The organism is Bradyrhizobium sp. AUGA SZCCT0182, from assembly GCF_018130185.1.
In the GTDB taxonomy this organism is placed as follows: domain Bacteria; phylum Pseudomonadota; class Alphaproteobacteria; order Rhizobiales; family Xanthobacteraceae; genus Bradyrhizobium.
The window spans coordinates 23,670-47,333 of the sequence record NZ_JAFCLY010000023.1 but is presented as its reverse complement, the minus strand read 5'-3'; the positions used below and the strand labels follow the sequence as shown (position 1 = coordinate 47,333).

At 63.1% G+C, this 23,664-nt stretch carries 20 protein-coding genes; 12 read left to right on the top strand and 8 right to left on the bottom strand.

Features of this window, described 5'->3' with window-relative positions; all coding sequences use genetic code 11:
• The first annotated feature begins 15 nt into the window (after positions 1–15).
• The 5 genes from sufD (at position 16) to JQ611_RS23405 (ending at position 4,049) form a co-directional block, all read left to right on the top strand.
• Positions 16–1,341: a Fe-S cluster assembly protein SufD gene (sufD, locus tag JQ611_RS23425; protein WP_212466723.1), complete on the top strand. Its 1,326-nt coding sequence runs from the start codon at positions 16–18 to the stop codon at positions 1,339–1,341.
• Complete coding sequence (locus JQ611_RS23420; protein ID WP_212466722.1) at positions 1,338–2,585, top strand: cysteine desulfurase; 1,248 nt, start codon at positions 1,338–1,340, stop codon at positions 2,583–2,585. The genes sufD and JQ611_RS23420 overlap by 4 nt, the downstream gene beginning before the upstream one ends.
• On the top strand, positions 2,582–2,968 hold the full coding sequence (locus JQ611_RS23415) for an SUF system Fe-S cluster assembly protein (protein WP_192739476.1): 387 nt from the start codon (positions 2,582–2,584) through the stop codon (positions 2,966–2,968). Before JQ611_RS23420 ends, JQ611_RS23415 begins: the two co-directional genes overlap by 4 nt.
• Positions 2,969–3,037: 69 nt before the next feature.
• A complete protein-coding gene (locus tag JQ611_RS23410) occupies positions 3,038–3,427 on the top strand; it encodes an iron-sulfur cluster assembly accessory protein (protein ID WP_212466771.1) in 390 nt (129 codons plus the stop codon).
• 172 nt (positions 3,428–3,599) lie between these two features.
• Positions 3,600–4,049 (top strand): TfoX/Sxy family protein, encoded by a 450-nt coding sequence (locus tag JQ611_RS23405; protein ID WP_212389732.1) that lies wholly within the window; start codon positions 3,600–3,602, stop codon positions 4,047–4,049.
• A 73-nt stretch (positions 4,050–4,122) separates the two neighbouring features.
• Here the strand turns inward: JQ611_RS23405 and JQ611_RS23400 are convergent, their stop codons facing one another.
• The 3 genes from JQ611_RS23400 to JQ611_RS23390 form a co-directional block, all read right to left on the bottom strand.
• The gene (locus JQ611_RS23400) at positions 4,123–5,190 is read right to left on the bottom strand and encodes a GGDEF domain-containing protein (protein WP_212389733.1); all 1,068 of its coding nucleotides are present in this window, start codon (positions 5,188–5,190) and stop codon (positions 4,123–4,125) included.
• A gap of 142 nt (positions 5,191–5,332) precedes the next feature.
• Complete coding sequence (locus JQ611_RS23395) at positions 5,333–6,862, bottom strand: DEAD/DEAH box helicase (protein WP_212389734.1); 1,530 nt, start codon at positions 6,860–6,862, stop codon at positions 5,333–5,335.
• Between the two features lie 316 nt (positions 6,863–7,178).
• The gene (locus tag JQ611_RS23390) at positions 7,179–8,219 is read right to left on the bottom strand and encodes an AraC family transcriptional regulator (protein ID WP_312012124.1); all 1,041 of its coding nucleotides are present in this window, start codon (positions 8,217–8,219) and stop codon (positions 7,179–7,181) included.
• A gap of 159 nt (positions 8,220–8,378) precedes the next feature.
• Here JQ611_RS23390 and JQ611_RS23385 point away from each other — a divergent pair, with 159 nt between their 5' ends.
• From JQ611_RS23385 to JQ611_RS23365, 5 genes are all read left to right on the top strand, one after another.
• Entirely contained in the window at positions 8,379–10,262 is a 1,884-nt protein-coding gene (locus JQ611_RS23385) for a winged helix-turn-helix domain-containing tetratricopeptide repeat protein (protein ID WP_212466721.1), read from the top strand.
• 132 nt (positions 10,263–10,394) lie between these two features.
• Positions 10,395–11,924 carry a caspase family protein gene (locus JQ611_RS23380; protein ID WP_212389736.1) on the top strand — a complete coding sequence of 510 codons (1,530 nt, stop codon included), beginning with the start codon at positions 10,395–10,397 and terminating at the stop codon, positions 11,922–11,924.
• Between the two features lie 150 nt (positions 11,925–12,074).
• Positions 12,075–13,334, top strand: a complete 1,260-nt coding sequence (locus tag JQ611_RS23375) for an FAD-dependent oxidoreductase (protein ID WP_212389737.1) — start codon at positions 12,075–12,077, stop codon at positions 13,332–13,334.
• Positions 13,335–13,527: 193 nt separating this feature from the next.
• On the top strand, positions 13,528–14,313 hold the full coding sequence (locus tag JQ611_RS23370) for an outer membrane protein (protein WP_212466720.1): 786 nt from the start codon (positions 13,528–13,530) through the stop codon (positions 14,311–14,313).
• 223 nt (positions 14,314–14,536) lie between these two features.
• Positions 14,537–16,036, top strand: a complete 1,500-nt coding sequence (locus JQ611_RS23365; RefSeq protein ID WP_212466719.1) for an outer membrane protein — start codon at positions 14,537–14,539, stop codon at positions 16,034–16,036.
• A gap of 83 nt (positions 16,037–16,119) precedes the next feature.
• Here JQ611_RS23365 and JQ611_RS23360 read toward each other — a convergent pair whose 3' ends face one another.
• The 5 genes from JQ611_RS23360 to parE form a co-directional block, all read right to left on the bottom strand.
• Positions 16,120–16,890 (bottom strand): SDR family NAD(P)-dependent oxidoreductase, encoded by a 771-nt coding sequence (locus JQ611_RS23360; RefSeq protein ID WP_212466718.1) that lies wholly within the window; start codon positions 16,888–16,890, stop codon positions 16,120–16,122.
• A gap of 32 nt (positions 16,891–16,922) precedes the next feature.
• Positions 16,923–17,108 (bottom strand): hypothetical protein, encoded by a 186-nt coding sequence (locus JQ611_RS23355; protein ID WP_211994991.1) that lies wholly within the window; start codon positions 17,106–17,108, stop codon positions 16,923–16,925.
• 292 nt (positions 17,109–17,400) lie between these two features.
• Complete coding sequence (locus JQ611_RS23350; protein ID WP_212261829.1) at positions 17,401–18,213, bottom strand: outer membrane protein; 813 nt, start codon at positions 18,211–18,213, stop codon at positions 17,401–17,403.
• A gap of 228 nt (positions 18,214–18,441) precedes the next feature.
• A complete protein-coding gene (locus JQ611_RS23345; RefSeq protein WP_249133395.1) occupies positions 18,442–19,206 on the bottom strand; it encodes an outer membrane protein in 765 nt (254 codons plus the stop codon).
• A 323-nt stretch (positions 19,207–19,529) separates the two neighbouring features.
• On the bottom strand, positions 19,530–21,587 hold the full coding sequence (gene parE, locus JQ611_RS23340; RefSeq protein ID WP_212261822.1) for a DNA topoisomerase IV subunit B: 2,058 nt from the start codon (positions 21,585–21,587) through the stop codon (positions 19,530–19,532).
• A gap of 289 nt (positions 21,588–21,876) precedes the next feature.
• On the opposite strand from parE, the gene JQ611_RS23335 reads away from it, so the two are divergent.
• Both JQ611_RS23335 and JQ611_RS23330 read left to right on the top strand, forming a co-directional pair.
• Positions 21,877–22,407: a DedA family protein gene (locus tag JQ611_RS23335; RefSeq protein ID WP_212031317.1), complete on the top strand. Its 531-nt coding sequence runs from the start codon at positions 21,877–21,879 to the stop codon at positions 22,405–22,407.
• A 216-nt stretch (positions 22,408–22,623) separates the two neighbouring features.
• Positions 22,624–23,613 carry an MBL fold metallo-hydrolase gene (locus tag JQ611_RS23330; protein ID WP_212389745.1) on the top strand — a complete coding sequence of 330 codons (990 nt, stop codon included), beginning with the start codon at positions 22,624–22,626 and terminating at the stop codon, positions 23,611–23,613.
• The last annotated feature ends 51 nt before the right edge of the window (positions 23,614–23,664 follow it).

Sequence of the window (23,664 nt, the reverse complement as noted above, 5' to 3'; positions counted from 1 at the left end):
GATACGGATTTTGTGATGAATGTGGCTTTGGTAAAAAACGAGACCGGGAGCGCGCTGAGCGACAGCTTTGCGATCGCGCGCGACCGGCTTCCCGGCACCGGCAAGGTCGCCGCGGCGCGCGAGGCGGCTTTCGCTGCCTATGCGCAAGCGGGCCTGCCGCATCGCCGGATCGAGGACTGGAAATACACCGATTTGCGCGCGCTGATGCGCGAGGTGCTGCCGCTGGCGCCCGCGCCGGATGCGGCGGAATTTTCGCGAGCAGCCAGCGCCGCCAAGCTGCACGCCATCGAAGGCGTCCGCCGGCTGGTGCTGGTCGACGGCGTGTTTGCGCCAAAGCTTTCCGAACTTGGCGGTCTTGAGAAGGGTCTCGGCATCCGCACCGTGCGGGAGGTGCTGGAAACCGGCGACGTCGCGCTGCAGGCGCTGTTGTTCACGCCTGACAATGCCAATCCCATGGTGGCGCTGAACAGCGCGATGATGACCGACGGCGTGGTGATCGACATCGCCGACGGCGTCGTGCTGACGCAGCCGCTGCACATCGTCCATATCGCCAGCGGTACCGTGCCGGCGGCGATGTTCACGCGCTCGCTGCTGAGGCTCGGCAAGGATGCCGGTGCGACCCTGGTCGAAAGCTATATCGCGGCCGAGGGCGCCAAGGCCTATCAGGTCCACGATTCCCTGATCATTTCGATCGGCAATAATTCACGCCTCGACCATGTCCGCCTCAACGAAGACGGTCGCGACGCCTTCAATATTTCCTCGGGTGTGGTGAGCCTGGGCGCGCACGCGCATTTCAACACCTTTGGCATGATGTCGGGCGCCGGCGTCAGCCGCTACCAGGCCACCATCGTGTTTGCCGGCGAGGGCTCCAGGGTCGAGACCAACGGCGTCAATCTGCTCAACGGCAAGCAGCACGCCGACACCACGCTGTTCATGGACCACGCGGTGCCGCACTGCGACAGCCGCGAAATCTTCCGGGCCGTCGTCGATGACCGCGCCCATTCGGTATTCCAGGGCCGCATCATCGTGCGTCCGCATGCCCAGAAGACCGACGCCAAGATGATGACGCGGGCGCTGCTGCTGTCCGACGAAGCCGAGGCCGACAACAAGCCGGAGCTCGAGATCTTTGCCGACGACGTCACCTGCGGCCATGGCGCCACCACCGGCGCGCTCGACGAGAGCCTGCTGTTTTACCTACGCGCACGCGGCCTTTCCGAGAAGGAAGCCCAGGCGCTGCTGATCCAGGCCTTCGTCGGCGAGGCGATTGAATCGATTGTGAATGACGGCCTGCGCGAGCTTGCGATCGCAGCGGCGCAGCGCTGGCTGGAGGCGAGGGGTTGACCATGCATCCGGCGGTGAAAAATGGCGCCTATGACGTGGCGCGGGTGCGGGAGGATTTTCCGGCGCTGGCGATGAAGGTCTATGGCAAGCCGCTGGTCTATCTCGACAACGCCGCTTCCGCCCAGAAGCCCACCGCCGTGCTCGATCGCATGACGGAAGCCTACAAAAGCGAATACGCCAACGTGCATCGCGGGCTGCACTATCTCGCCAACGCCGCGACCGAAGCCTATGAAGGCGGCCGCGCCAAGGTGGCAAAATTCCTTAACGCCGGACGCACTGAAGAGATCATCTTCACCCGCAATGCCACCGAGGCGATCAACCTCGTGGCGTCGTCCTGGGGTGAGCCGAACATCAGGGACGGCGACGAGATCATCATCTCGATCATGGAGCACCATTCCAACATCGTGCCCTGGCATTTCCTTCGGGAGCGTCACGGCGCGGTCATCAAATGGGCGCCGGTCGACGACGAAGGCAATTTCCTGATCGAGGAATTCGAAAAGCTTTTGACGGACCGTACCAAACTGGTCGCGGTCACGCAGATGTCGAACGCACTCGGCACCATCGTGCCGGTCAAGGACGTCGTGAGGCTGGCGCACGCCCGCGGCATTCCGGTGCTGATCGACGGCAGCCAGGCCGCCGTCCACATGACGATCGACGTGCAGGACATCGACGCGGACTTCTACGTCTTCACCGGTCACAAGCTGTACGGCCCGACCGGCATCGGCGTGCTCTATGCCAAGCACGAGCATCTGGTCGCGATGCGCCCCTTCAACGGCGGCGGCGAGATGATCCGCGAAGTCGCCCGGGACTGGGTCACCTATGGCGATCCCCCGCATAAATTCGAGGCCGGCACGCCCGCGATCGTGGAATCGATCGGGCTGGGGGCGGCGATCGACTACGTCAATTCGATCGGCAAGGAGCGCATCCTCGCCCATGAGCACGACCTCGTGACCTACGCCCAGGATCGCCTGCGCGAAATCAATTCGCTGCGCCTGATCGGCACCGCGCGCGGCAAGGGACCGGTGATCTCGTTCGAGATGAAGGGCGCGCATGCCCACGATATCGCGACCGTGATCGACCGCCAGGGCATCGCGGTGCGCGCCGGCACCCATTGCGTGATGCCGCTTTTAGAGCGGTTCAATGTCACAGCCACCTGCCGAGCGTCATTTGGGATGTATAATACCCGTGAAGAAGTCGACCATCTGGTGCAGGCGCTGATCAAGGCGCAGGATTTGTTTTCATGACCGACACAGCCGAAGTCAAAACCGCCAACGAAGTCAAAGCCAATATGGAAACCCAGTCGGCGCTGCCGCCGGAGGAGACCGAGCGTCTCGGCGGCGAGATCGTGGCGGCGCTGAAAACGGTGTTCGACCCGGAAATTCCGGCCGACATCTACGAACTCGGCCTGATCTACAAGGTCGATTTCAAGGACGACCGCAGCGTCGATGTGATGATGACGCTGACCACGCCGAACTGCCCGGCGGCGGGCGAACTGCCGACCATGGTGGAGAACGCCGTCGCCAGCGTTCCCGGCGTCGGCGTCGTCAATGTCAATCTGGTGTGGGAGCCGGCCTGGACGCCGGATCGCATGTCCGACGAGGCCCGCCTCGTGCTCAACATGTGGTGATGCGCGTTAACAGTTTTACGGGAAAATAACCGGCATTGATTTGCCGCTGGGATTGACCACATGAATGACATGACGCCCACAGCACCCGCATCCAAGCCGAAGCCGCGGCCGCGCCCGCAGGTCATGAAATTGACCGAGGCGGCCGCGCAGCGCATTACCGAGCTGACCAAGCGCGCCGATTCCGAAATCGTGGGCCTGCGCGTCGGCATCAAGAATGGCGGCTGCGCCGGGCAATCCTACACGGTCGAATACGCCCATGACGTCCGTCCCACCGACGAGGTGGTCGAAGACCGCGGCGTCAAGATCCTGGTCGATCCCAAGGCCGTGTTGTTCCTGCTCGGCACCGAAATGGACTACAAGGCCGACAAGATGCAGGCCCAGTTCATCTTCAACAACCCGAACCAGGTCTCCGCCTGTGGTTGCGGCGAGTCGGTGCAGCTGACGGCTGCGAAGATCTGATCGTCGCCCCGGGCTTGAGCTCAGATTCGCAATTGCGCATCGGGGGGCCAATAACCACCGGCGGCAGTTGGTTTGCGCGCTAGTCGTTATCTTCCTTTTACAACAACACGGGCCGCGGCGTATGGGTCCCGGCGCCTGATGCGCAATTGCGCACTAGGCCGGGACGACTGAGATGGATCGCGATTTCCTGATCGACCTGTTTTCTGATTTCGGTCCGGTGACGATCCGCCGGATGTTTTCCGGCTTCGGCATTTCCGCTGACGGCACCAACTTCGCACTCGCGCTGCGCGCCGGGCTGTATTTCCGGGCAGATGAGACGACGATACCGCTGTTCGAGGCGGAGGGATCGCAGCCGTTTTCGTATCAAACCCGCACCAAAACCGTGACCGTGAATTCGTATTGGCAATTGCCGGCGCGGCTGTTCGACGATTCAGAGGAGCTGAGCAATTGGGCGAGGGCGGCGCTGGCTGCCGCGCAGCGCGCGGCGTTGCGCAAGCGTCCGAAGGCGCGCAAGGCCGCGAAGAAAGTTGCAAAGAAAGCTGTGGTGAAAAAGCCGGCGGCCAAGAAGAAACCGGCAACTCGTAGGGTGGGCAAAGCGAAGCGTGCCCAACAATCCAGATAAGGAACGGACGTTGTTGGGCACGGCGTAAAAACGCCTTTGCCCAACCTACGGGCTCACCAAGAAGGGCTGAACGTCAGGCCACCTGGCTGCGCTGGTCGGCGGCGTATTCGGGGTCGACTTCGCAGATCACGCGGTTGCGGCCGTTGCGTTTGGCGGCGTAGAGGCAGGCATCGGCGCGTTCGATCAGCGAATCCGTGTCGTCGCCCGCTTTCAGCATCGACACGCCGACCGAGATGGTGACGCGGCCGAGGATTTCGCCGGTGGATTTCTTCTTCAATTCCTTCGCCATCACGGCGCGGCGGATGTGATCGGCAACCGTCAGCGCCTGGCGCAGCGCGGTGTTGGGCAGCACGACCGCGAATTCCTCGCCGCCATAACGCGCGGTGATGTCCTGTCCCTTGATGGTCTGCTTCAAGGACATGCCGACGAGACGCAGCACCTGATCGCCGGTGAGGTGGCCGTAGGAATCGTTGAACGATTTGAAATGATCGATATCGAACATCATTAACGACAACGGCTCGCCGTTGGCCTGCGCCGCCTGCACGGCCATTTCGATCGAGCGGTCGAAATATTTGCGGTTGCCGAGGCCGGTGAGCGGATCGGTCAGGCTCTCGGCGCGGATGGCTTCCAGGCTGTGCTGGAGATTGCTGATCTCGTTCTTGGACAGCGACAGCCGGTTCTCCAGCGCCTTGTTGGTGTCACGCATCTCGCGGGTGGATTTCACCAGCTGTTCGATCACCGCCTTGACCTGGTCGGGGCTCTGCGCGGTCGACAGTTTCTGACTGGCGCCGCTCAGGCTGGCGTCGTAGCTCGCCGACATGCCCAGCGCCTCGGTGATCAGCGTCATCACGTCGTCGATCTCGCCGATCACGCGCGCGCCGACCTTGTCGATGCGGTCGGAGGTTTTGATGTGGGAGAGGTACGTTTCGTAGATCTGTTCGAGGTCGGCTTCGCTCAGCCTGCCGTTGCGTGCCAGCGTCTCGTTGATGATCTTGTTGAGCGGGGCGTTGTAACCGGTGGCGTAGACGTACCAGATTTCATAATTGCGGGGTACGGCGGTCTGCCGAAGCGATTTGATCTGGCCCATCGCGACTTCGGCGAAGGCCAGCGTGCGTTCGTGTTCGTCCAGCAGTTTCACCACTGATCCGTCCCTAATAGCGAGCAACGCTTCGCGCCGCCCAGCAGGCAATAACTAAAATTATCGCCGTGAAGTTAAGGGAGGAGAATGAACGCCCGGTAAACAGGGGTGTACCCTGTTCACCGCGTGGACGGCGTTGAAAGCGTTAAACGCGGGCGCGCACGGGACGCAGCAAAAACGCCGGAAGATGCGAGTGATCGGCAGGCTCGGATTCGACCTCGCGCTGGGCGCGCCGCGGCTCGGCCCGGCCGATCGAGGGTACGCGGGAGGCCGGTGCCGGCGTTGGCGGCGTGAACGCTTCGGTCGCTGCCTGCGGCTGCGGGCCGGAGTTGCGCTCGCCTCCCTTGGCGTGGCGCGGTTCGCGCTCACCGTTGCGCGGCTCGCGCTCACGTCGCGGCTTGCGTCCGCCACGCGAACCTTCTCTCGAACCTTCCTTGACGCTTTCCCTGGAGCCTTCTTTCGCACCGTGGCGGGAGCCTCCGCGAGAGCCTTCTCTGCCGCGCGCCTCGCGCGGCGGGTCGATATCCCCTGACGCTTCCGATCGCACGGAATAGTCGCCTTCCGCACGGGGAATGGATTTTCCGATCAGCCGTTCGATCGCGGCCAGCGATTTGGTGTCGAGCGATGTGACGATCGAGATCGCGGTGCCGGCGCGGCCGGCGCGACCGGTTCGGCCGATGCGGTGGACGTAGTCGTCGGCATGATGCGGCACGTCGAAATTGAATACGTGGCTGACGGTGGGAATATCGAGGCCGCGGGCGGCGACATCGGAGGCCACCAGTATCGGGATTTCGCCGGAGCGGAATTGGTCGAGGGCGGCGGTGCGGGCCGACTGATCCATATCGCCATGCAGGGCACCGACACTGAAGCCGTGCTTTTGCAGCGACTTGTAGACGACGGCGACTTCGCGCTTGCGGTTGCAGAAGATCAGCGCGTTCTGGAGGTCCTTGGCGTCGCGCAGCAGGCGGCGCAGGATCTCGCGCTTCTCGTGCACCTCGCGCCCGCAGGCGACCTGGAACTGAGATACGCCCACCGCCGTGGTCGCAGGCTTGGAGACTTCGATACGTTCGGGATTGTGCAGGAAGGCTTCGCTGATACGGCTGATTTCGGGCGGCATCGTCGCGGTAAAGAACAGGGTCTGTCGCGTGAACGGGACCAGCTTGCAGACCCGTTCGATGTCGGGAATGAAGCCCATGTCCAGCATGCGGTCGGCTTCGTCGATGACCAGGAGTTCGACGCCGGTGAGCAGCAGCCCGCCGCGCTCGGTATGGTCGAGCAGCCGGCCCGGGGTCGCGATCAAGACGTCGACGCCGCGGGTCAATTTGGTGTCCTGATCGCCGAACGAGACGCCGCCGATTAGCAGGGCGACATTGAGTTTCTGGCCAATGCCGTATTTGTCGAAATTCTCTTTAACCTGGGCCGCAAGTTCGCGGGTCGGCTCCAGGATCAGGGTGCGGGGCATCCGTGCCCGGGCGCGGCCCTTTTCCAGCATGGTAAGCATGGGCAGGACGAAGGCAGCGGTCTTGCCGGTGCCCGTCTGGGCGATGCCGAGAACGTCACGGCGGGCCAGAACGTGGGGGATCGCCTGTTCCTGAATGGGCGTAGGGGTGGTGTAGCCGGTGGCCGCAACAGCGGCGAGAACCTTGTCGGAAAGTCCGAGATGGGAAAAAGACATTGAGCCTCTAGTCGACACCGCCGTTCGGAATCGAGGGTAATAAGGCTGTCGCGTTCAACCCCGAAACGGCGCGCTTTAAAAAGCTGGGGGCTCTGACTTACGCTGACGAGCGGCTAACCCAGGGGAATCGCGTGTCGATCCAGGGCCGCGTTGGCCGGAACATAGGCGCGAAACGGCCAAAGTCAATCTGGGAACCAGCCAAATGGCCGAAAAAGCTTAATGTTTTCGCACAAATAACGGCCAAACCGTCATTTGGCGGTCAAATGCGTCGAGCTTGCCGAGCCTGCTGCGGCGCGACCGGTCGCGCGCTCATACCCTATTTCCTTGTCGCCGCTTCCCTGAAATCGCCGGGCGTGATGCCCTGAACCGCGCGAAACACGCGATAAAATGTTGCGAGGCTGTCGAAGCCGCTGGCGAAGGCGATCTCGGCAATGGTCATGGCCGGCGCCTCGCGCAACAGGCGGCGGCTTCGCTCGATGCGCAGCGCGGTGACGGTTTGCGAGAAGCTCATGCTGGATTCTTCGAACAGCACGTGCAGATGACGAACCGAGATCGCGAGCTGACTTGCGACGAACGCTGGCGACAGTTGCGGCTCGGCAATGTGGCGGGCCATCAATCGCCGCGCCAGGGACAGGCGGCCGGCCCGAACCGCGTACTGCGCAACCCGACTGGTCGGCCGGACAACGCCGCGCTCGATCAATGTGAGGTGCGTGAGCGCCTGCACCAGCGCCTTCGTTGTCGCCGGATCGCTGTCGTTATCCGCTTCGGTCAGGTCGGTGAAACAGGATTCCAGCAGCGGGGTGAGGGTGGCGCGGTCGGTAAACGGTTTTGGGACGAGGTCGTGCAGGCCGGGTAGCGGCAGCAGAATGTCGGCCACCGGTACCTTCAGAATGCGAAGATCGAAGCCTTCAGCGGCGATCGGGACCGTGTGGTAGGGCAGATCCGAATAGCTCGTCGCAAACGTTCCGCCGGCGACGTGGAAGTCATCGACATTGCGGACCCTGAACCAGCCGCCGCCGCCAAGCTGCTGGCAGATGCAAAGGCTGTCGCTGGGTGCGTTGGCGATATCGGTCGCACTGCGCTCGACGTGGTAGCTCGAGGCGCGCAGTCCGACCAGTCCCGCGGAGCCGATCTTTCGAAGCGAGAATTCTCCGGAGAACTTTGGGCGGTGCTCCCGGTCGAGTTCGGCGGTCGCCCCAAAAAGCCCCTTGGAGCGCACCTCGCGCCAATAGTCGAACCGGTCCTTCGGATCGACCTGATCGGTGGACCATCTAAAGGCAGAGGTACCCTGATCTCCAGCAGGGGCATAGGCGACCGGCGCCAGACATGCCGCTCCTCTTAAAGCCGAAATAGCCACCCCCAGCACTCCTCCCCAAGATATGCCGCGGTGCGACAAATCACTCGGGAATCATGCCACGGCGGAGGAACCCGGTCCTGATGGGACGGCGGTGACTTTCTGAAATTTCTCTGATATTCGCTGTGCGCAGACCAGCCCTGAGAAGATTGCGGACATAAGTTGCTCTGTTTCGCCGGATTTGAACTTGACCCGGAACGCGCCAGGCTCCGCGGGCCCGGTGGCGAAGCGATCCGGCTGCGCCCGAAATCCTTCGACATGCTGCAGCTGTTTGTGACCAACGCCGGGCGCGTTCTCAGCAAGCAGGACCTGATTGACGCGATTTGGCCGAACGTCCATGTGGGCGACGACAGCCTTTTCCAATGCGTCCGCGAAATCCGCGCCGCGCTTGGCGACGACCAGCGCCAATTGATCAAGCTGGTTTCCGGCCGCGGCTACCTGTTCGACGGGCAAGTGACGGTCGGGCCGGGCGGCCTTGGCGCGGCTGATCAAGCACCGCCTCCGGTCGCGATGGCCGACGCCGATCCTGTCGCCGCGGCGTCACCCAAGCTCGCGGCAGAGCCCGTCCGGAAACGGCTCCGCTTCGGCTTGCGCGCCGCGCTTGCGACGGCGGCCGGGCTCGGTGCTGTCATCGGCCTAGCCGTCGGCGCGCCGATCTTCGTGCCCGATTTCATCTTCGCGCGAAAACCCCCCACCGTTGCCGCAGAGCAGCTCGTTGGGGTGGGTGAGGGCCAGAAACTTGCCGAGTTGGCGGCGAGCGTGGCTGACCGCCTCAGCGCGGCCGTCAGCCTTGCCGCCGCAGCACCGGTGCTCACGCCCGATTCCATGTTCCCACGAAAGTCTCCGACCATCGCCATGATGCCGATCGTCGGCGTCGGTGATAGCCAGTTGGTTGCCGAGATGGCGGGGGACGTGACCGACCGGCTCACCGACGGCTTGGCGAGGATCGACAAGTTGCGCGTGCTGGCGCCGCGATCTCAAACGGCTTCGGCGGTGCCCCAGCCCGTCGCCGCGCAGCCGGAGGCCGACTTCGTGGTGAGCGGCGAGTTACGGTTGGAAGGCGGGGCCTGGACCATCCAGGCGCGCATGAGCAATGGCGCCACTGGCGAGGTACGCTGGAGCAACTCGGTTTCGGTCGGCATCGAGAAGTCGGACATGACGCTTCAGCAGATCCGGCTCGCCGCGGGCGTCGGCCATCCGCTGGCGCTTCGCATCAATGCGATGATCAATGCCGGCCCGGCCGCGACCGACGACGAACTGGCTGGCGGCGCCGCCAAAGTCGTTATCGAGCAGGCGATGGCCTCGATCAACCAGACAACGCCGGAGCGTTTCAAGGCTGCGCAAACCATGCTGGAGAAAGCCATCGCGGCCGATCCCGGCAATGTCGATCTTGCCGCCGCGTTGGCCGCGCACTTGCTGCGCGGCATCCAGATGACCTGGTACAACAAGGCCGATGTTGCCGAGACTCAACGCGCCGCGCAGTCGATGCTCGAGCAGGCGCTGCGGGCGAAGCCGACCTACATCCCCGTGCTGGAGGCGTATTGCCGCCTCCTCAACACGACAAACCAGTTCATCGAAAGCCTGGTGGCCTGCGGCAGGGTGTTGACCTTCGATCCCTGGGACGGGCTCGCGATCTACAACCTGGGCCTCGGGCAGCTTCGGCTCGGGCGGTTCGAGGACGCGCTGGCGACGTTCAAACTAGCCGAACAATTCGATACGCCGCGAACGGCGCGCTGGACCTGGCTGCTGGGAGCAGGGCTGACCTTGGTGGTGATGGAGCGCGACGAAGAGGCGATCCCCTATCTCACGAAATCGATTGCGATCACGCCGGCCACCGGACGATCGCATGCGGTGCTGGCAATTGCCTACCAGCGCACCGGCCGCACGGACGAGGCCAAGGCAGCCTTGGCCAAGACCATGGAACTGCGGCCCGGCTCCACGGTCGCCAACATCAGGCTTGATCCCAGGAATGCCAGCCCCGTGTATAACGAAGCTGCCAAGCGTGTGGAGGATACTCTCCTGGCGCTTGGTATGGCGGCGAAGTAGCGGTCTCGCATCTGACTTACGTGGCGGAAATGGGGCTCTGGTCCTGCCTGCAGCATTGAACCGCCGGCGTGGCTTTATCGACTACGACAAAAGCGGTCCCGCGCGGCCGCGCATCATTGCGGGGAACTGATTATGACGAGCTGGTTACGGCCCAAGGCGCGGTCCAAAGCCGGGCGGCTTTCCGGACTGGCATTCGGCATTGTCGCCTCGTTGCTGGCGTTCGCTGCCCCCGCTTATGCCGAAAAACGCGTCGCGCTGGTGATCGGCAATAACGACTACCGGAACGTGCCGAAGCTGCAGAAGGCCGTCAACGACGCCCGCACCATGGGCGATACGCTGAAGCAACTCGGTTTCACCGTCATGGTCGCCGAGAACCAGACGCGCCAGGCTTTCAGCCAGAGCCTGCTCGCGTTCGACAAGGCGGTCGGCAAGGGCGACACCGCGTTCTTCTTCTATGCGGGCCACGGCTTTGAAATCGCCGGCCAGAACTTCCTGCTGCCGACCGACGTGCCGGCGGCAACCGAAGGCCAGGAGGAACTGGTGCGGGACGCTTCCATCCTCGCGGACCGCATCATCGAGCGCCTGCAGAACAAGGGCGCGCGAACCGCCATTCTGGTGTTCGACGCCTGCCGCAACAATCCGTTCGAGCGCTCCGGCACCCGCGCCGTCGCCGGTGGCGGCGGCCTCGCGCCGATGACGCAATTGCCGGAAGGCGTGTTCTCGATATTTTCAGCGGGACCGCGGCAGACTGCGCTGGACCGCCTGTCGAACGACGATGCCAATCCCAATTCGGTGTTCACCCGAACCTTTACCAAGGAACTGACGCAGCCCGGCGTCAACCTCGTGCAGGTCGCGCAACGCACGCGGCGGCTGGTTAGCGAGCTGGCGGAGACCGTGCGCCACAAGCAGATCCCGGTCTATTTCGACCAGATGGTCGATGACGTATTCCTGAGCGGCACGGCGAAGGCCGCGCCCGAGGTCGCCGTCGCCAAGCCTGCGGAGCCATTGCAGAAGGTTGCAGCGTTGCCGCCGGTGCACCGGCTGGCGCCGTCGAACGATTCCGTCAACGCGCCGATCGCGATGTTCTCGCGCCATAATAGCGGCTGGACCGTGGTGTTCTCGATCGCCGATCCGACGCTCGGGATTTCCTGGCGGATGGGCGAGGCCGGTGATTTCCGCGAGACCGGCTTCATCGACACGCTCGATCCGCGGACCCGGAAGCGGATGCCGAACCCGTCGATCGAGCTTCCGGCCGACGCGCCGGCCGCCACGATCCAGGTGCGCTATGTCGATACCAATGGCGAAGTGCAGGGGCCGTTTCCGATCCGCTTCGATCCCGAGGCGGCGCTGATCCGCGACCAGCGCAAGGTACTCGACATGACCGCGACCAGCTGGCTGTCGTTTCGTGAATTCAACGGGCTCCTGGTCTATTACACCCATCTGATGTCGTACCGCTGCGCGATCCGCGAGGTGCGCGTTGGCATCGACAGCGCCGTGCCCGACCAGGTTCTGAAAATGCCGCCGTGCGACCCGAAGGATCCCAGCGTCATCCCGCGCGAGGCGCAGCCCTACCTCAAGCTTGCGCCGGCGACCAAGTCGGTTTCGGTCGAGCTGGTCTACCGCGACGGCAGCGTGTCCGAGATCAAGAGCTTCCGACGCTAAAGCGTTTTCGAGCGAAGTGGATACCGGTTCGCGTCGAGAAAACGCGTCAAATCAAGAATCTAGAGCCCCGTTCCGATTCCATCGGAACGGAAAAGGCTCTAATCCAGCCAGCGTCGTCCGATTGAGCTACAGTCCGCTCGGAGGTCGATCATGGACGCAGGCAGTTTTTCGCGGCAGCCCCCGGGGCGCACGATGAAGGTTCGCTGCTGCATCGTTGGCGGCGGGCCCGCCGGCATGATGCTCGGATATCTCCTGGGCCGCGCCGGGATCGATGTCGTGGTGCTGGAAAAGCACGCCGACTTCTTTCGCGATTTTCGCGGCGACACCGTGCATCCCTCGACCCTGCAGGTGATGGACGAACTCGGATTGATCGACGGATTTCTGAAGCTGCCGCATCAGCGGCTGCAGAAGATGGAGGGGCTGTTCGGCGGCGCATCGGTGCGGATCGCCGATCTCAGCCGGCTCAAGGTGAAATACCCCTTCATCGCCTTCATGCCGCAATGGGATTTCCTGAATTTCCTGCGCGAAAGCGGCAAGCGGTTTGCCTCGCTCAAGGTGATGATGAGCACCGAAGCGACCGATCTAATTGAGGACGGCGGCCGCGTCGCGGGCGTGCGCGCAAACACGCCGGAGGGCATGATCGACATCGAGGCGGATCTCACCGTCGCCTGCGACGGCCGCCATTCGCTGGTGCGCGAGCGCGCGGGCCTTGCGGTCGAGGAAATCGGCGCGCCGATGGACGTGCTGTGGTTCCGCGCGGGAAAACGCGCGAATGAAACCGAAAGCCTGTTTGCGCGCGTTGAGCCCGGCAGGATGATGGTGATGTTCGATCGCGGCGATTACTGGCAATGCGCCTATATCATCGCCAAGGGTGAGTACGACGCCGTCAGGGCGAGGGGCCTGCCGGCGTTTCTGGACGACGTCGCGCGGGTCGCGCCGATCCTCAAATCCGGCCTTGCCGACGTCAAAAGCTGGGATGATGTCAAGCTGCTCACGGTTGCGATCAACCGTCTGCCGCGCTGGACGCGGCCGGGCTTGCTGTGCATCGGCGATGCCGCGCATGCGATGTCGCCGATGGGTGGTGTCGGCGTCAATCTTGCGGTTCAGGACGCGGTCGCGACCGCCAATCTTCTCGCGGCCAAGCTCGTGAACGGCTGCCCGCCGGAGAACGAACTGGATGCGGTGCGCCAGCGCCGCGAATTCCCGGTGCGGATGACGCAGCGGATGCAGGTCGTGGCGCAAGACAACATCGTCAGCGCCGCGCTGAAGCCCGGCAATCAGCCGCTGAAAGCGCCACTGGTGATGCGCCTGATCACGGCGGTGCCGTGGCTGCAGGGTATCACGGCGCGCTTCATCGGGCTCGGCGTCCGGCCCGAGCATGTCCAGTCGCCGGCATCTGCGGAATACTGAACAAGCTGGCTGCGGCTACGACATCACGCGGTGAGTCTGTAGCGGCCCCGCCACAGTAAGTGACAATCCGCCTGGTTCGCGACGTTGTAGCCCTCGCAGTGCCCACAGCGACAAGCCCGGTGCCAACCAGGACACGTCAGGATTTCGGTTGTCGATGTACGCTCCCCAATTCTGATAGAGGGGATTATTCAAAGTGAAGAAACTGGTACTCGCAGCTGCGATCCTTGCCGCCAGCGTGGTGAGCGCGTTCGCCGCCGACATGGCGGCCCGCCCGTACACCAAGGCACCCGTTGCACCTCCGGTTATCACCTATGACTGGTCCGGTATCTATATCGGCGGCGCTGTCGGCGGCGCATGGGACGCCACCGATGGCGTTCTCTACAATGCTGTTCCCGGCGCTTTCTGGAGGACGGATAGCCAGAGTCGGTTGATTTACGGCGGCTTTGCCGGAATCCAGAAGCAGTGGGGCAACGTTGTTCTCGGTATCGAAGGCGGCTGGAACGGCCTGGACAATGGCTTCAACAACACCCGTGGCACTGGTGTCCTCGGCCCAGGCTGCATTTACGGCGGTGGGGCGTCGTGCCAAAGCCGCATCAATGACATCGGCTACATCGGCGGCCGGCTCGGCTATGCCTGGAATCGCTTTATGGTGTACGGCCAGGGCGGCTACGCCCGGGCTGACATCGATACCCAAGTCTACCTCCCCGCGGCCAACCTTACGATCGCGGCGGCCAGCGCCGTTCATGGCGGCTGGTATGCCGGCGTCGGTGGCGAATACGCGGTTCTGGACAACCTCGTTCTCGGCATCGACTACAAGCACTACGAGTTCGACAGCGAGCAGCACAATTGTAACCGGGCTGTAGTCGGCTGCACCGTGGTGGACCTCCGTAATGTCTCGGCGAAGGTCGATTCGGTGATGGGGCGGGTGAGCTTCAAGTTCAATCCGTGGTCGACCGGACCGGTCGTCGCCAAGTACTGAGAGCCGCTGCCTGCTTAAAGCGGAATACCGAACAAGCTGGCTGCGGCTACGACATCACGCGGTGAGTCTGTAGCGGCCCCGCCACAGTAAGAGACAATCCACCTGGCTCGCGACGTTGTAGCCCTCGCAGTGCCCACGGCGACAAGCCGGTGCCAGCTGGGACACGTCAGGATTTCGGTTGTCGATGTACTCTGCCCAACTCTGATAGAGGGGATTATTCAAAGTGAAGAAATTGGCGCTCGCCCTGTCCACGGTTGCGGCATTTGCCGCCCCGGCTTTCGCAGCTGACCTTCCCGCCCGAACCTATTCGAAGGCGCCAGCAATGGCCGTAACGGTGACGAGTTGGACGGGCTGCTATGTCGGCGGTGGCGGCGGCTACGGCATGTGGAACCAGGAAAACTCGACCCGGCGCGTCGCTCCGCCCCAAACTCCGATTGCCGATACCATAACCACGGGCGGTCGCGGTTATTTCGGAACGGTGCAGGTCGGTTGCGATTACCAGTTTGCGGCGGCGGGTGGAAACTTCGTGGTCGGCGCGTTCGGCGATTACGACTTCGCCAGCCTCAAGGGAACGCTTGCTCCCGGCCGTGCCTCCGCGGTTGGTGAGGAAAAGATGAGTTCGGCCTGGGCAGTCGGCGGCCGTCTCGGCTGGCTGGTCACCCCCAACCTCCTGACCTATTTCTCGGCCGGCTATACCGAGGCGACTTTCGATCGCACCGACTTTACGTTCAATTTCCCGCCCTTTGGCGTTTCAGACAATCGCTTCCAGGATAAGCAAACCTACAAGGGTTGGTTCGTCGGCGCCGGCAACGAATATGCGCTTGATATCCTGCCGGGCCTGTTCTGGAAAAACGAATACCGCTTCTCGGAATTCGATGTGGCGACCAATCCCCTTCGGAATACCGCAACGGGGGTGTCAAACACTGCGGAGGATTCCAAGAAATTCCTCCACACGGTCCGCAGCGAGCTGGTCTACCGATTCAACTGGGGCGGATCGGCCCCGGCCAAGGCTTACGTCAAGGCTCCTGCTGCGTCAGTTGTGAACTGGACCGGGTGCTATGTCGGCGGCGGTGGCGGCTACGGGCTTTGGAACCAGGAAAACACCACTTACGATGACGGTCCGCCCCGGACCCGGTTCAGCGAGACGGCGACCACGGGGGGGCGTGGCTATCTCGGAACGGTGCAAGGCGGCTGCGACTACCAGCTGGCCGCGGCAGGCGCGCGCTTTGTGGTTGGCGCCTTCGGCGATTACGATTTCAGCAGCCTCAAGGGAAAGCTCAATCCGCAACGTGTGGTTGTCGTTGGCGACGAGAAGATGAGTTCGGCATGGTCGGTCGGCGGCCGTCTCGGTTGGCTGGCGCTGCCCAACCTCCTGACTTATGTCTCGGTCGGCTATACCGAAGCGACCTTCGACCGAACTGATTTTACCCTCGAATTCGTCCCCTTCGGTGTTCCGGCCGGCCTCTTTATGGACAAGCGCACCTACAAGGGCTGGTTCATCGGCGCCGGCGACGAATATGCGCTGAACTTCCTGCCGGGCCTGTTCTGGAAAACTGAATACCGATTTTCGGAATTCGACGTTGCGACCAATCCCATTCGGATCACTGCAACGGGCTTGCCGACTGGTGTCTCGATCGACTCCGAGAAATACACCCACACCGTTCGCAGCCAGTTGGTCTACCGCTTCAACTGGGGTGGCGGCGCGGTCGTTGCGAAGTACTGATCTCTGCTCAATCAGCAGCTGAAAAAGCCCCGGCATGTCCGGGGCCTTTTTTGTTGCGGAAGTGCTTCAGCGTGACGCGGGCGCTATCCCATGACCGAGAACCCACCGTCGATCGGGATCGCGGTGCCGGTGGTGAAATCGGACGCGGGCGAAGACAGAAACACCGCAATGCCGGCGAAATCGTCGATCACGCCCCAGCGCGCTGCCGGCGTGCGCGCCAGCACCTTGTCGTGCAGCCCGTCGATCTGCGCGCGGGCGCCCCTGGTGAGATCGGTGTCGATCCAGCCCGGCAGCACCGCGTTGACCTGGATGTTGTCCGGGGCCCAGGCCACCGCGCAGGCGCGCGTGAACTGCACGATGCCGCCTTTGCTCGCCGCGTAAGCCGACGCGAAGCTGGCGCCGAAGATCGACATCATCGAACCGATATTGATGACCTTGCCGCCGCCGGCTTGTTTCATCGCAGGGTAGACCGCCTGCGAGACCAGGAAGGCGCTGGTGAGGTTGGTCTGGATCACGCTGTTCCACTCGGCGAGATCGAGCACATGCGGCGGTTTGCGGATGCTGATGCCCGCATTGTTGACGAGGATGTCGATCCGGCCGAGTTCGCCGGCCACGCGCGCGGCCATGGCATCGACCGCCGCCTTGTCGGTGACATCTGCGATTACCGATATCGCCTTGGCGCCGTTGCGCGCGAGCTCGGCGGCCGCGGCAACCGATTTGGCTTCATTGCGCCCGACAACCGCAATCGCGGCTCCGGCGTCCGCCAACCCGCGCGCCATGCCGAGGCCGATGCCGCCATTGCCGCCGGTGACGATGGCGACCTTGCCGCTGAGATCGAACAGTTTTGTTTTCATTGTTGTTGTCCCGTTGTTGTTATCGGCCGCGATCAGCTCTTGCCTTGCCAGATCAGGATCAGGCCGACGGCGCCGAGCACGGCACCATAGCCCGCCCATTGCAGCTGGTTGATCATGAAGCTCGATTGCGGCCAGGTGATCGCGCCGGTGCCCTGGCCGATCCAGAGCAGGCCGACGGCGAGCGCCAGAAAGCCAACGATCAAGAGCAATCTGGCCATGGATACTCCCCGCTGCCGCTTTCGAACGGCTTGACCGGCGTCCCCGGAAACCATTGCCGAGGCCGACCGTAGCGGTCGATCGAATACAATGCGGGCGGCTTCGGCAAGGGCGGAAATGATCAGGGGACTGATGATCGGGGGCAGGCTGCGCCGCGCTTACCAGCAGCTCAAGACTGCAACTCGGGCCAGGAGCATGTGGGCGCGGCAACGGCCTCACGCAACTAGACACAAAAAAGCCCCGGATGATGCCGGGGCTTTTGAGCTGCTGATTTAGCAGAGATCAATATGTCGATCAGTACTTGGCGACGACCGGGCCACCCCAGTTGAAGCGGTAGACCAGCGAGGTGCTGATGGTCTGCACGAAAGGCTTGAACGTGATATCGCGGCCAAACAGGGCGTTGGTGCCATCAAGGCGTTCCGAGAGACGCTTGCTGTCGAGATAGGCAGCGCGATATTCAGTTTTCATGAACCAGCCCGGCGCGGTGATACCGAAGATGTTCAGGTTGTTCTCGACGCCGCCGCCGACGAACGCGCCACCGGTGTTGAAGCGATCGGTGTGCAGACCGGAAGCAGTACCGGTGTCCGAATTCAGCAGCGTGCTGCCCGTCCAATACGTTCCGGTGTAACCGGCGTTGACGTAGGACAGAACGTTCGGGGCGACGAGATAGCCGAGGCGAGCACCGACGGCCCAGGCGGTTTCCATCTTGGTGGTACCGACGATACCCCCGGTAATCGAACCTGCGCCGATCACGCCCGCATCGCCGATATTGCCCTTGAGGCTGCCAAACGTGCCGTCGCCGAACACGCCGAACACCCACGATGGGCTCGCTTGCCAGTCATAACCAACGCCGACAGTGCCGAACCATCCATCACCACCCGTCCGGGTGTTCGTGCAAATAATGCAAGTACCGGTCGCGGTAGCATCGACGCCTCCGTTGGCATCCCAGACGCCGCCGCCGCCACCGCCGAAAATGTAAAAGCCCGTCCAGCTCGGAGCCATCGCCACCGGAGCCGGAGCCTTGGCATAGCGGGGGGCCATGTCGGCTGCGAGAGCCGGGGCGCTGAATGCCGCAACTGCGGTCAGAGCGAGCACTAATTTCTTCATTGTCCAAACCCTCAATCTTAAGCGTCGTAAACCGACCGCCCAAATGGTGCGCTTGCACCGATTCCCGAAACCCAGTGTCAGGACTATACGCAGTTCCGCCTGAAATGCTGTTGCAGAGCGGCCACACGCCTGGAGAAACCGATCAGCTGCCCTTAACCTGTTCGCTGTCTTGAGCACAAAAAAGCCCCGGACGATGCCGGGGCTTTTGAGCTGCTGATTTAGCAGAGATCAGTACTTGGCGACGACCGGGCCACCCCAGTTGAAGCGATAGACCAGCTCGGTCTTCGCGGTGTAGACGGTCAACTTGCGCGAGTCGATGTTGCCGCCGTTGGCTAGGTTGAACGGGGCGACGCCGGCACCGGCGCACCGCGTACCAGCAAATTGGCAGGTGAGGCTCGAGTCCCCGCGATCATACCAGGAGGCGCGGCCTTCGCTCTTCACGAACAGGCCGGGCAGGAAGTCGAGCTGATATTCGAAGCCGCTGCCGACGAAGAAGCCGTCAAACGTGCGGCCCGGAACCTGAAGGCCGGTTGCGCCGAACGCCGCGACGGTCTCCCGGAGATTGTAGGCTTCGGTGTGCGCCTGCGTGTAGCCGGCGTTGAAATAGGTCAGGAACGACGGGTTCACGAGATAACCGATGCGACCGCCAACAGCCCAGGACCAATCCATCTTGTTTTCGCCGACGAAGGTTTCGCCGGGACCGAACACGCGCCAGGCGTGGTCACCCTTGATGTCGGAGTAGGTGCCATCGACGAAAGCGCCGACAACCCAGCGGCCGCTGAACTGGTAGTCGCAGCCCACGCCAGCCGTTGCCAGCCAGCCATCCGAACCGGAGGTGGCGCCGAGGACGTTGGTGCCGAAGGGGGCGGCACCGTCGCGCGAGTAACGGTCGGTGCGGGAGATGCCATAGCCGCCACCGCCGCTGATCCAGCAGCCGGTCCAGCTTACGGCCGGGGCAACCGCGACCGGAGCCTTGGCATAACGGGGAGCCATGTCAGCCGCGAGAGCCGGGGCAGTCAACGCTGCCATAGCGGTCAGAGCGAGCACCAATTTCTTCATTGTCCAAACCCTCAAAATTAAGCGTCGTAACCGACCGCCCAAATGGTGCGCTTGCACCGATTCCATAAGCCCAGTGACGGGAATATACGCGGTTCCATCTAAAATGCTGTTGCGGCGAGAGCACATCCGCTCGAAAAGGAACCGCGGGAAAGAGCCTGAAAAATAGGCACGATCAGGTGCCCTCATGGGGTGAAACACGCCGAAACCGGCCGGTAGTCCAGATAATCGCGCGGCGTCGGCCGAAATCACCCCGGAGGTCAGACGTCCAGCAGATCCTCGCTGGCAAACTCCGCCTTGTCGGTGATGAAGGCGAATCGGGCCTCGGCCTTGGTGCCCATCAGCCGCTCGACCGAATCGGCGGTGCCTTCGCGGTCGTCGGCCAGCAGCACCACGCGCAGCAGGGTGCGCTTGGCCGGGTCCATCGTGGTTTCCTTGAGCTGCGCCGGCATCATCTCGCCGAGGCCTTTGAAGCGGCCGACATCGACCTTGGCATTGGCGTTGAATTCGCTTCTGAGCAGCGTGTCCTTGTGGGCGTCGTCGCGGGCGTAGACCGTCTTGGCGCCGTGGGTGAGCCGGTAGAGCGGCGGCACTGCGAGATAGAGATGGCCCTCGTCGATCAGCCGCGGCGTCTGCCGGTAGAAGAAAGTGATCAGCAGCGAGGCGATATGGGCGCCGTCGACGTCGGCGTCGGTCATGATGATGATGCGGGAATAGCGCAAATCTTCTTCACGGTATTGCGCGAGCGTGCCGCAGCCGATCGCCTGCATCAGGTCGGAGAGCTGGGCGTTGGCGGTGAGCTTGTCCTTGCCGGCGGAGGCGACGTTGAGGATCTTTCCGCGCAAGGGCAGCACGGCCTGGGTCTTGCGGTCGCGCGCCTGCTTGGCGCTGCCGCCGGCCGAGTCGCCCTCGACGATGAACAGCTCGGAGCCTTCGGTCGCGGTGTTGGTGCAGTCGGCGAGCTTGCCGGGCAGCCGCAGCTTCTTCACTGCGGTCTTGCGCGAGGTCTCTTTCTCGGCGCGGCGGCGCAGCCGCTCGTCGGCGCGCTCGACGACGAAATCCAGCAGCTTGTTGGCCTGCTGCGGATTGCCGGACAGCCAGTGGTCGAACGGGTCCTTGATCGCCTGTTCGACGATCTTCTGGGCCTCGGCGGTGGCGAGGCGGTCCTTGGTCTGGCCCTGGAATTCCGGCTCGCGCACGAACACGCTGAGCATCACGGCCGCGCCCACCATCACGTCTTCCGAGGTGATCGGAGCGGCGCGCTTGCCCTGGCCGATGCGCTCGGCGTGATCCTTCAGGCCGCGCAACATCGCGCTGCGCATGCCGGATTCGTGGGTGCCGCCGTCGGGCGTCGGCACGGTGTTGCAATAGGAGGAGAGGAAGCCGTCGGCGTCCGCCGTCCAGGCCACCGCCCATTCGCAGGCACCGTGGGCGCCGTTGCGTCCCGATTTGCCGGAGAAGATATCCGGGTGCACCAGCGTGTCGGCATGGATCGCGGCGGCCAGATAATCCTTCAAACCCCCGGGGAAGTGGAATTCGTCCTCGGCCGGCACCTCTTCGAGGCCGCGCAGCAATTCAGGATCGCAGCGCCAGCGGATCTTCACGCCACCGAACAGGTAGGCCTTCGAGCGCGCCATCTTGAACAACCGTTGCGGCTTGAAGGCCGCCTTGGCGCCGAAAATCTCGGTGTCGGGCTTGAAGCGGATGGTGGTGCCGCGGCGGTTGTTGATCTTGCCGAGCTCCTGGAGCTTGCCCTTGGGATGACCACGCTCGAAGGTCATCTTGTAGAGTTTTTGTTCGCGTGCGACCTCGACCTCGAGGAGCGAGGAGAGGGCGTTGACCACAGAGACGCCGACGCCGTGCAGGCCGCCCGAGGTCTCATAGACCTTGGAGTCGAACTTGCCGCCGGAATGCAGCGTGCACATGATGACTTCGAGCGCGGATTTCTTCGGAAATTTCGGATGCGGATCGACGGGAATGCCGCGGCCATTGTCGGTCACGGTCAAAAAGCCGTCGGCGCCGAGTTCGACCTCGATGAAGGAGGCATGGCCTGCCAGCGCCTCGTCCATGGCGTTGTCGATGACTTCGGCGAACAGATGGTGCAGCGCCTTTTCATCGGTGCCGCCGATATACATGCCGGGCCGGCGCCGGACCGGCTCCAGACCTTCGAGCACCTCGATATCGGCCGCGGTATAGCCGGCTTCGGCGCTGTTGGACCTGGCGGCGACCTTCAGCGAGGCGCGGCCCTTTGATTCATCGGCCCCGAACAAGTCGCTGGCGGATTTAGTTTTGGCAGCTGTTTTCAATGGCTTGGGCATGGTTCTTCATGTGATGCGCGCAACCTGGCGCAGCGAATCGATCTGTCTGACTATGCCACGGATGGGCTTAAAAAGTGACGGCCGGGCCGAACGCTGCAACCGCTCGGGCCGGCCGTACCACGAGATAAGTGCTGTTGTCAGGCGCGGAACACGGGAGAGGGGGTAAATCACGCACCGCGTCCGCCTTTGTGACTTGAAGTCACGCAACGGGCTGGCGTACCTGTTCCAAGGCCATGGGCTCGCGGGTTTGATTCAATGGCCGGATTGGGGCTGGGAAGGCGTTTAAGGGATGCAAGATTTTGCGCGCGCCCTGGCTGATTTCGTGCGCGATCATCAGGCCTGGGCAGCACCGGTTGTGCTGCTGCTGGCGTTCGGCGAATCGCTGGCGTTCGTCTCACTGGTCGTTCCGGCCTGGGGGGCTCTGGTCGCGATCGGCGCCCTGATGGGCGTCAGCGGCATCAACTTCTGGCCGATCTGGATCGCCGGCGGCATTGGCGCGGGGCTCGGCGACTGGGTCTCCTACTGGTTCGGCTTCAAATACAAGGAGCAGGTGGCCCAGATCTGGCCGCTGTCGCGCTATCCGGAAATCCTGCCGCGCGGCGAGGCCTTTGTAAAAAAGTGGGGCGTGCCCTCCATATTCATCGGGCGGTTCTTTGGACCGCTGCGGGCGTCGGTGCCGCTCGCAGCCGGCATTTTCGAGATGCCGTATTGGCCATTCCAGATCGCCAATTTCGTCTCCGCGCTGGTCTGGTCGGCGGCGTTGTTGCTGTTTGGCGACGTGATCGCGCACATCATCGAATGGGTGTGGCGGTTGTTGTGACGCAAGCTCGCCCTGCCGGAATAAGCCGCCGGGGGCAGGGGTTAGCTCTCATGATGGGGAACACCGGGCTGCCTGCGCCGTCGCGGCGTCATCGCGCCAGCACTGAAGGGCTGGTAGAAGCGGCGGCAACAAGGGCCGAGAACACGTCACACGGACACGTCGATAAAGCGGAAAATCCCGCGAACCGCATTCATCGTCTCACTGGGAGGACATCACATGGATTTGACACGACGTTACGCACTCGCCGGAGCCGCGGCTCTCGCTGCTTCGCCTCTGTTGCCCAGCATGCCGGCCAAGGCGGCCGCGCCGATGGCCGACAAACAGGCGCCGAGCTTCTATCGTTACAAAGTGGGGGACGCGCAGGTGACCGTCATTTCCGACGGTGTGAACACGTTTGCGCTCGGCGATAGCTTCATCACCAACGTGAAGAAGGAGGAGGTCGCCGCGGCGCTCGAGAAAGCCCACATGCCGAAAGACAAGGTCAGCATCCAGTTCGGACCGCTGGTCATCAACTCCGGCGGCAAGCTGATCGTTCTCGACACCGGTAACGGCCCGGGCGCCTTCGCCTCCAGCAAGGGCGCGGTCGGCCAGTTCGCAACCAATATGGCCGCGGCCGGCATCGATCCGAAGTCCGTCGACATGGTGGTGATCTCGCATTTCCACGGTGATCACATCAACGGACTTCTGACCGCGGAGAACGTGTTGGCATTCCCCAACGCCGAGGTGTTGGTGCCCGCCACTGAATGGAAATATTTCATGGACGACGGCGAGATGGGCAAGCAGACCACTGAACGCATGAAGGGTGTGTTCGCGAATGCCCGTCGCGTTTTCGACGCAGGCCTCAAGAAGAAGGTGACACCGTACGAGTGGGGCAAGGACGTTGTCCCTGGTCTGCTCGCCGTGGAAACCGCCGGCCACACCCCGGGTCACACCTCCTATGTATTGTCGTCGGGTTCGGGGAAGGTGTTCGTCCAGTCGGATGTCACCAACATCCCCTATCTCTTCGCCGCCAATCCGGGCTGGCACGCCTTCTTCGACCAGGACGCCGCCATGGCCGAGAAGGCCCGGCGCAAGACCTACGACATGGTCGTGGCGGAAAAGCTCATGGTGCAGGGCTTCCACTATCCGTTCCCGGGCCTTGGGAATGTGGAGAAGGACGGCAGTGGGTATCGCGTGGTGCCAGCGCATTGGAACCCGGTGATTTAGGCTTTCCTTGCCCCAACGATCGAGCAAAAGGCCGCCCTTCGGGGCGGCCGT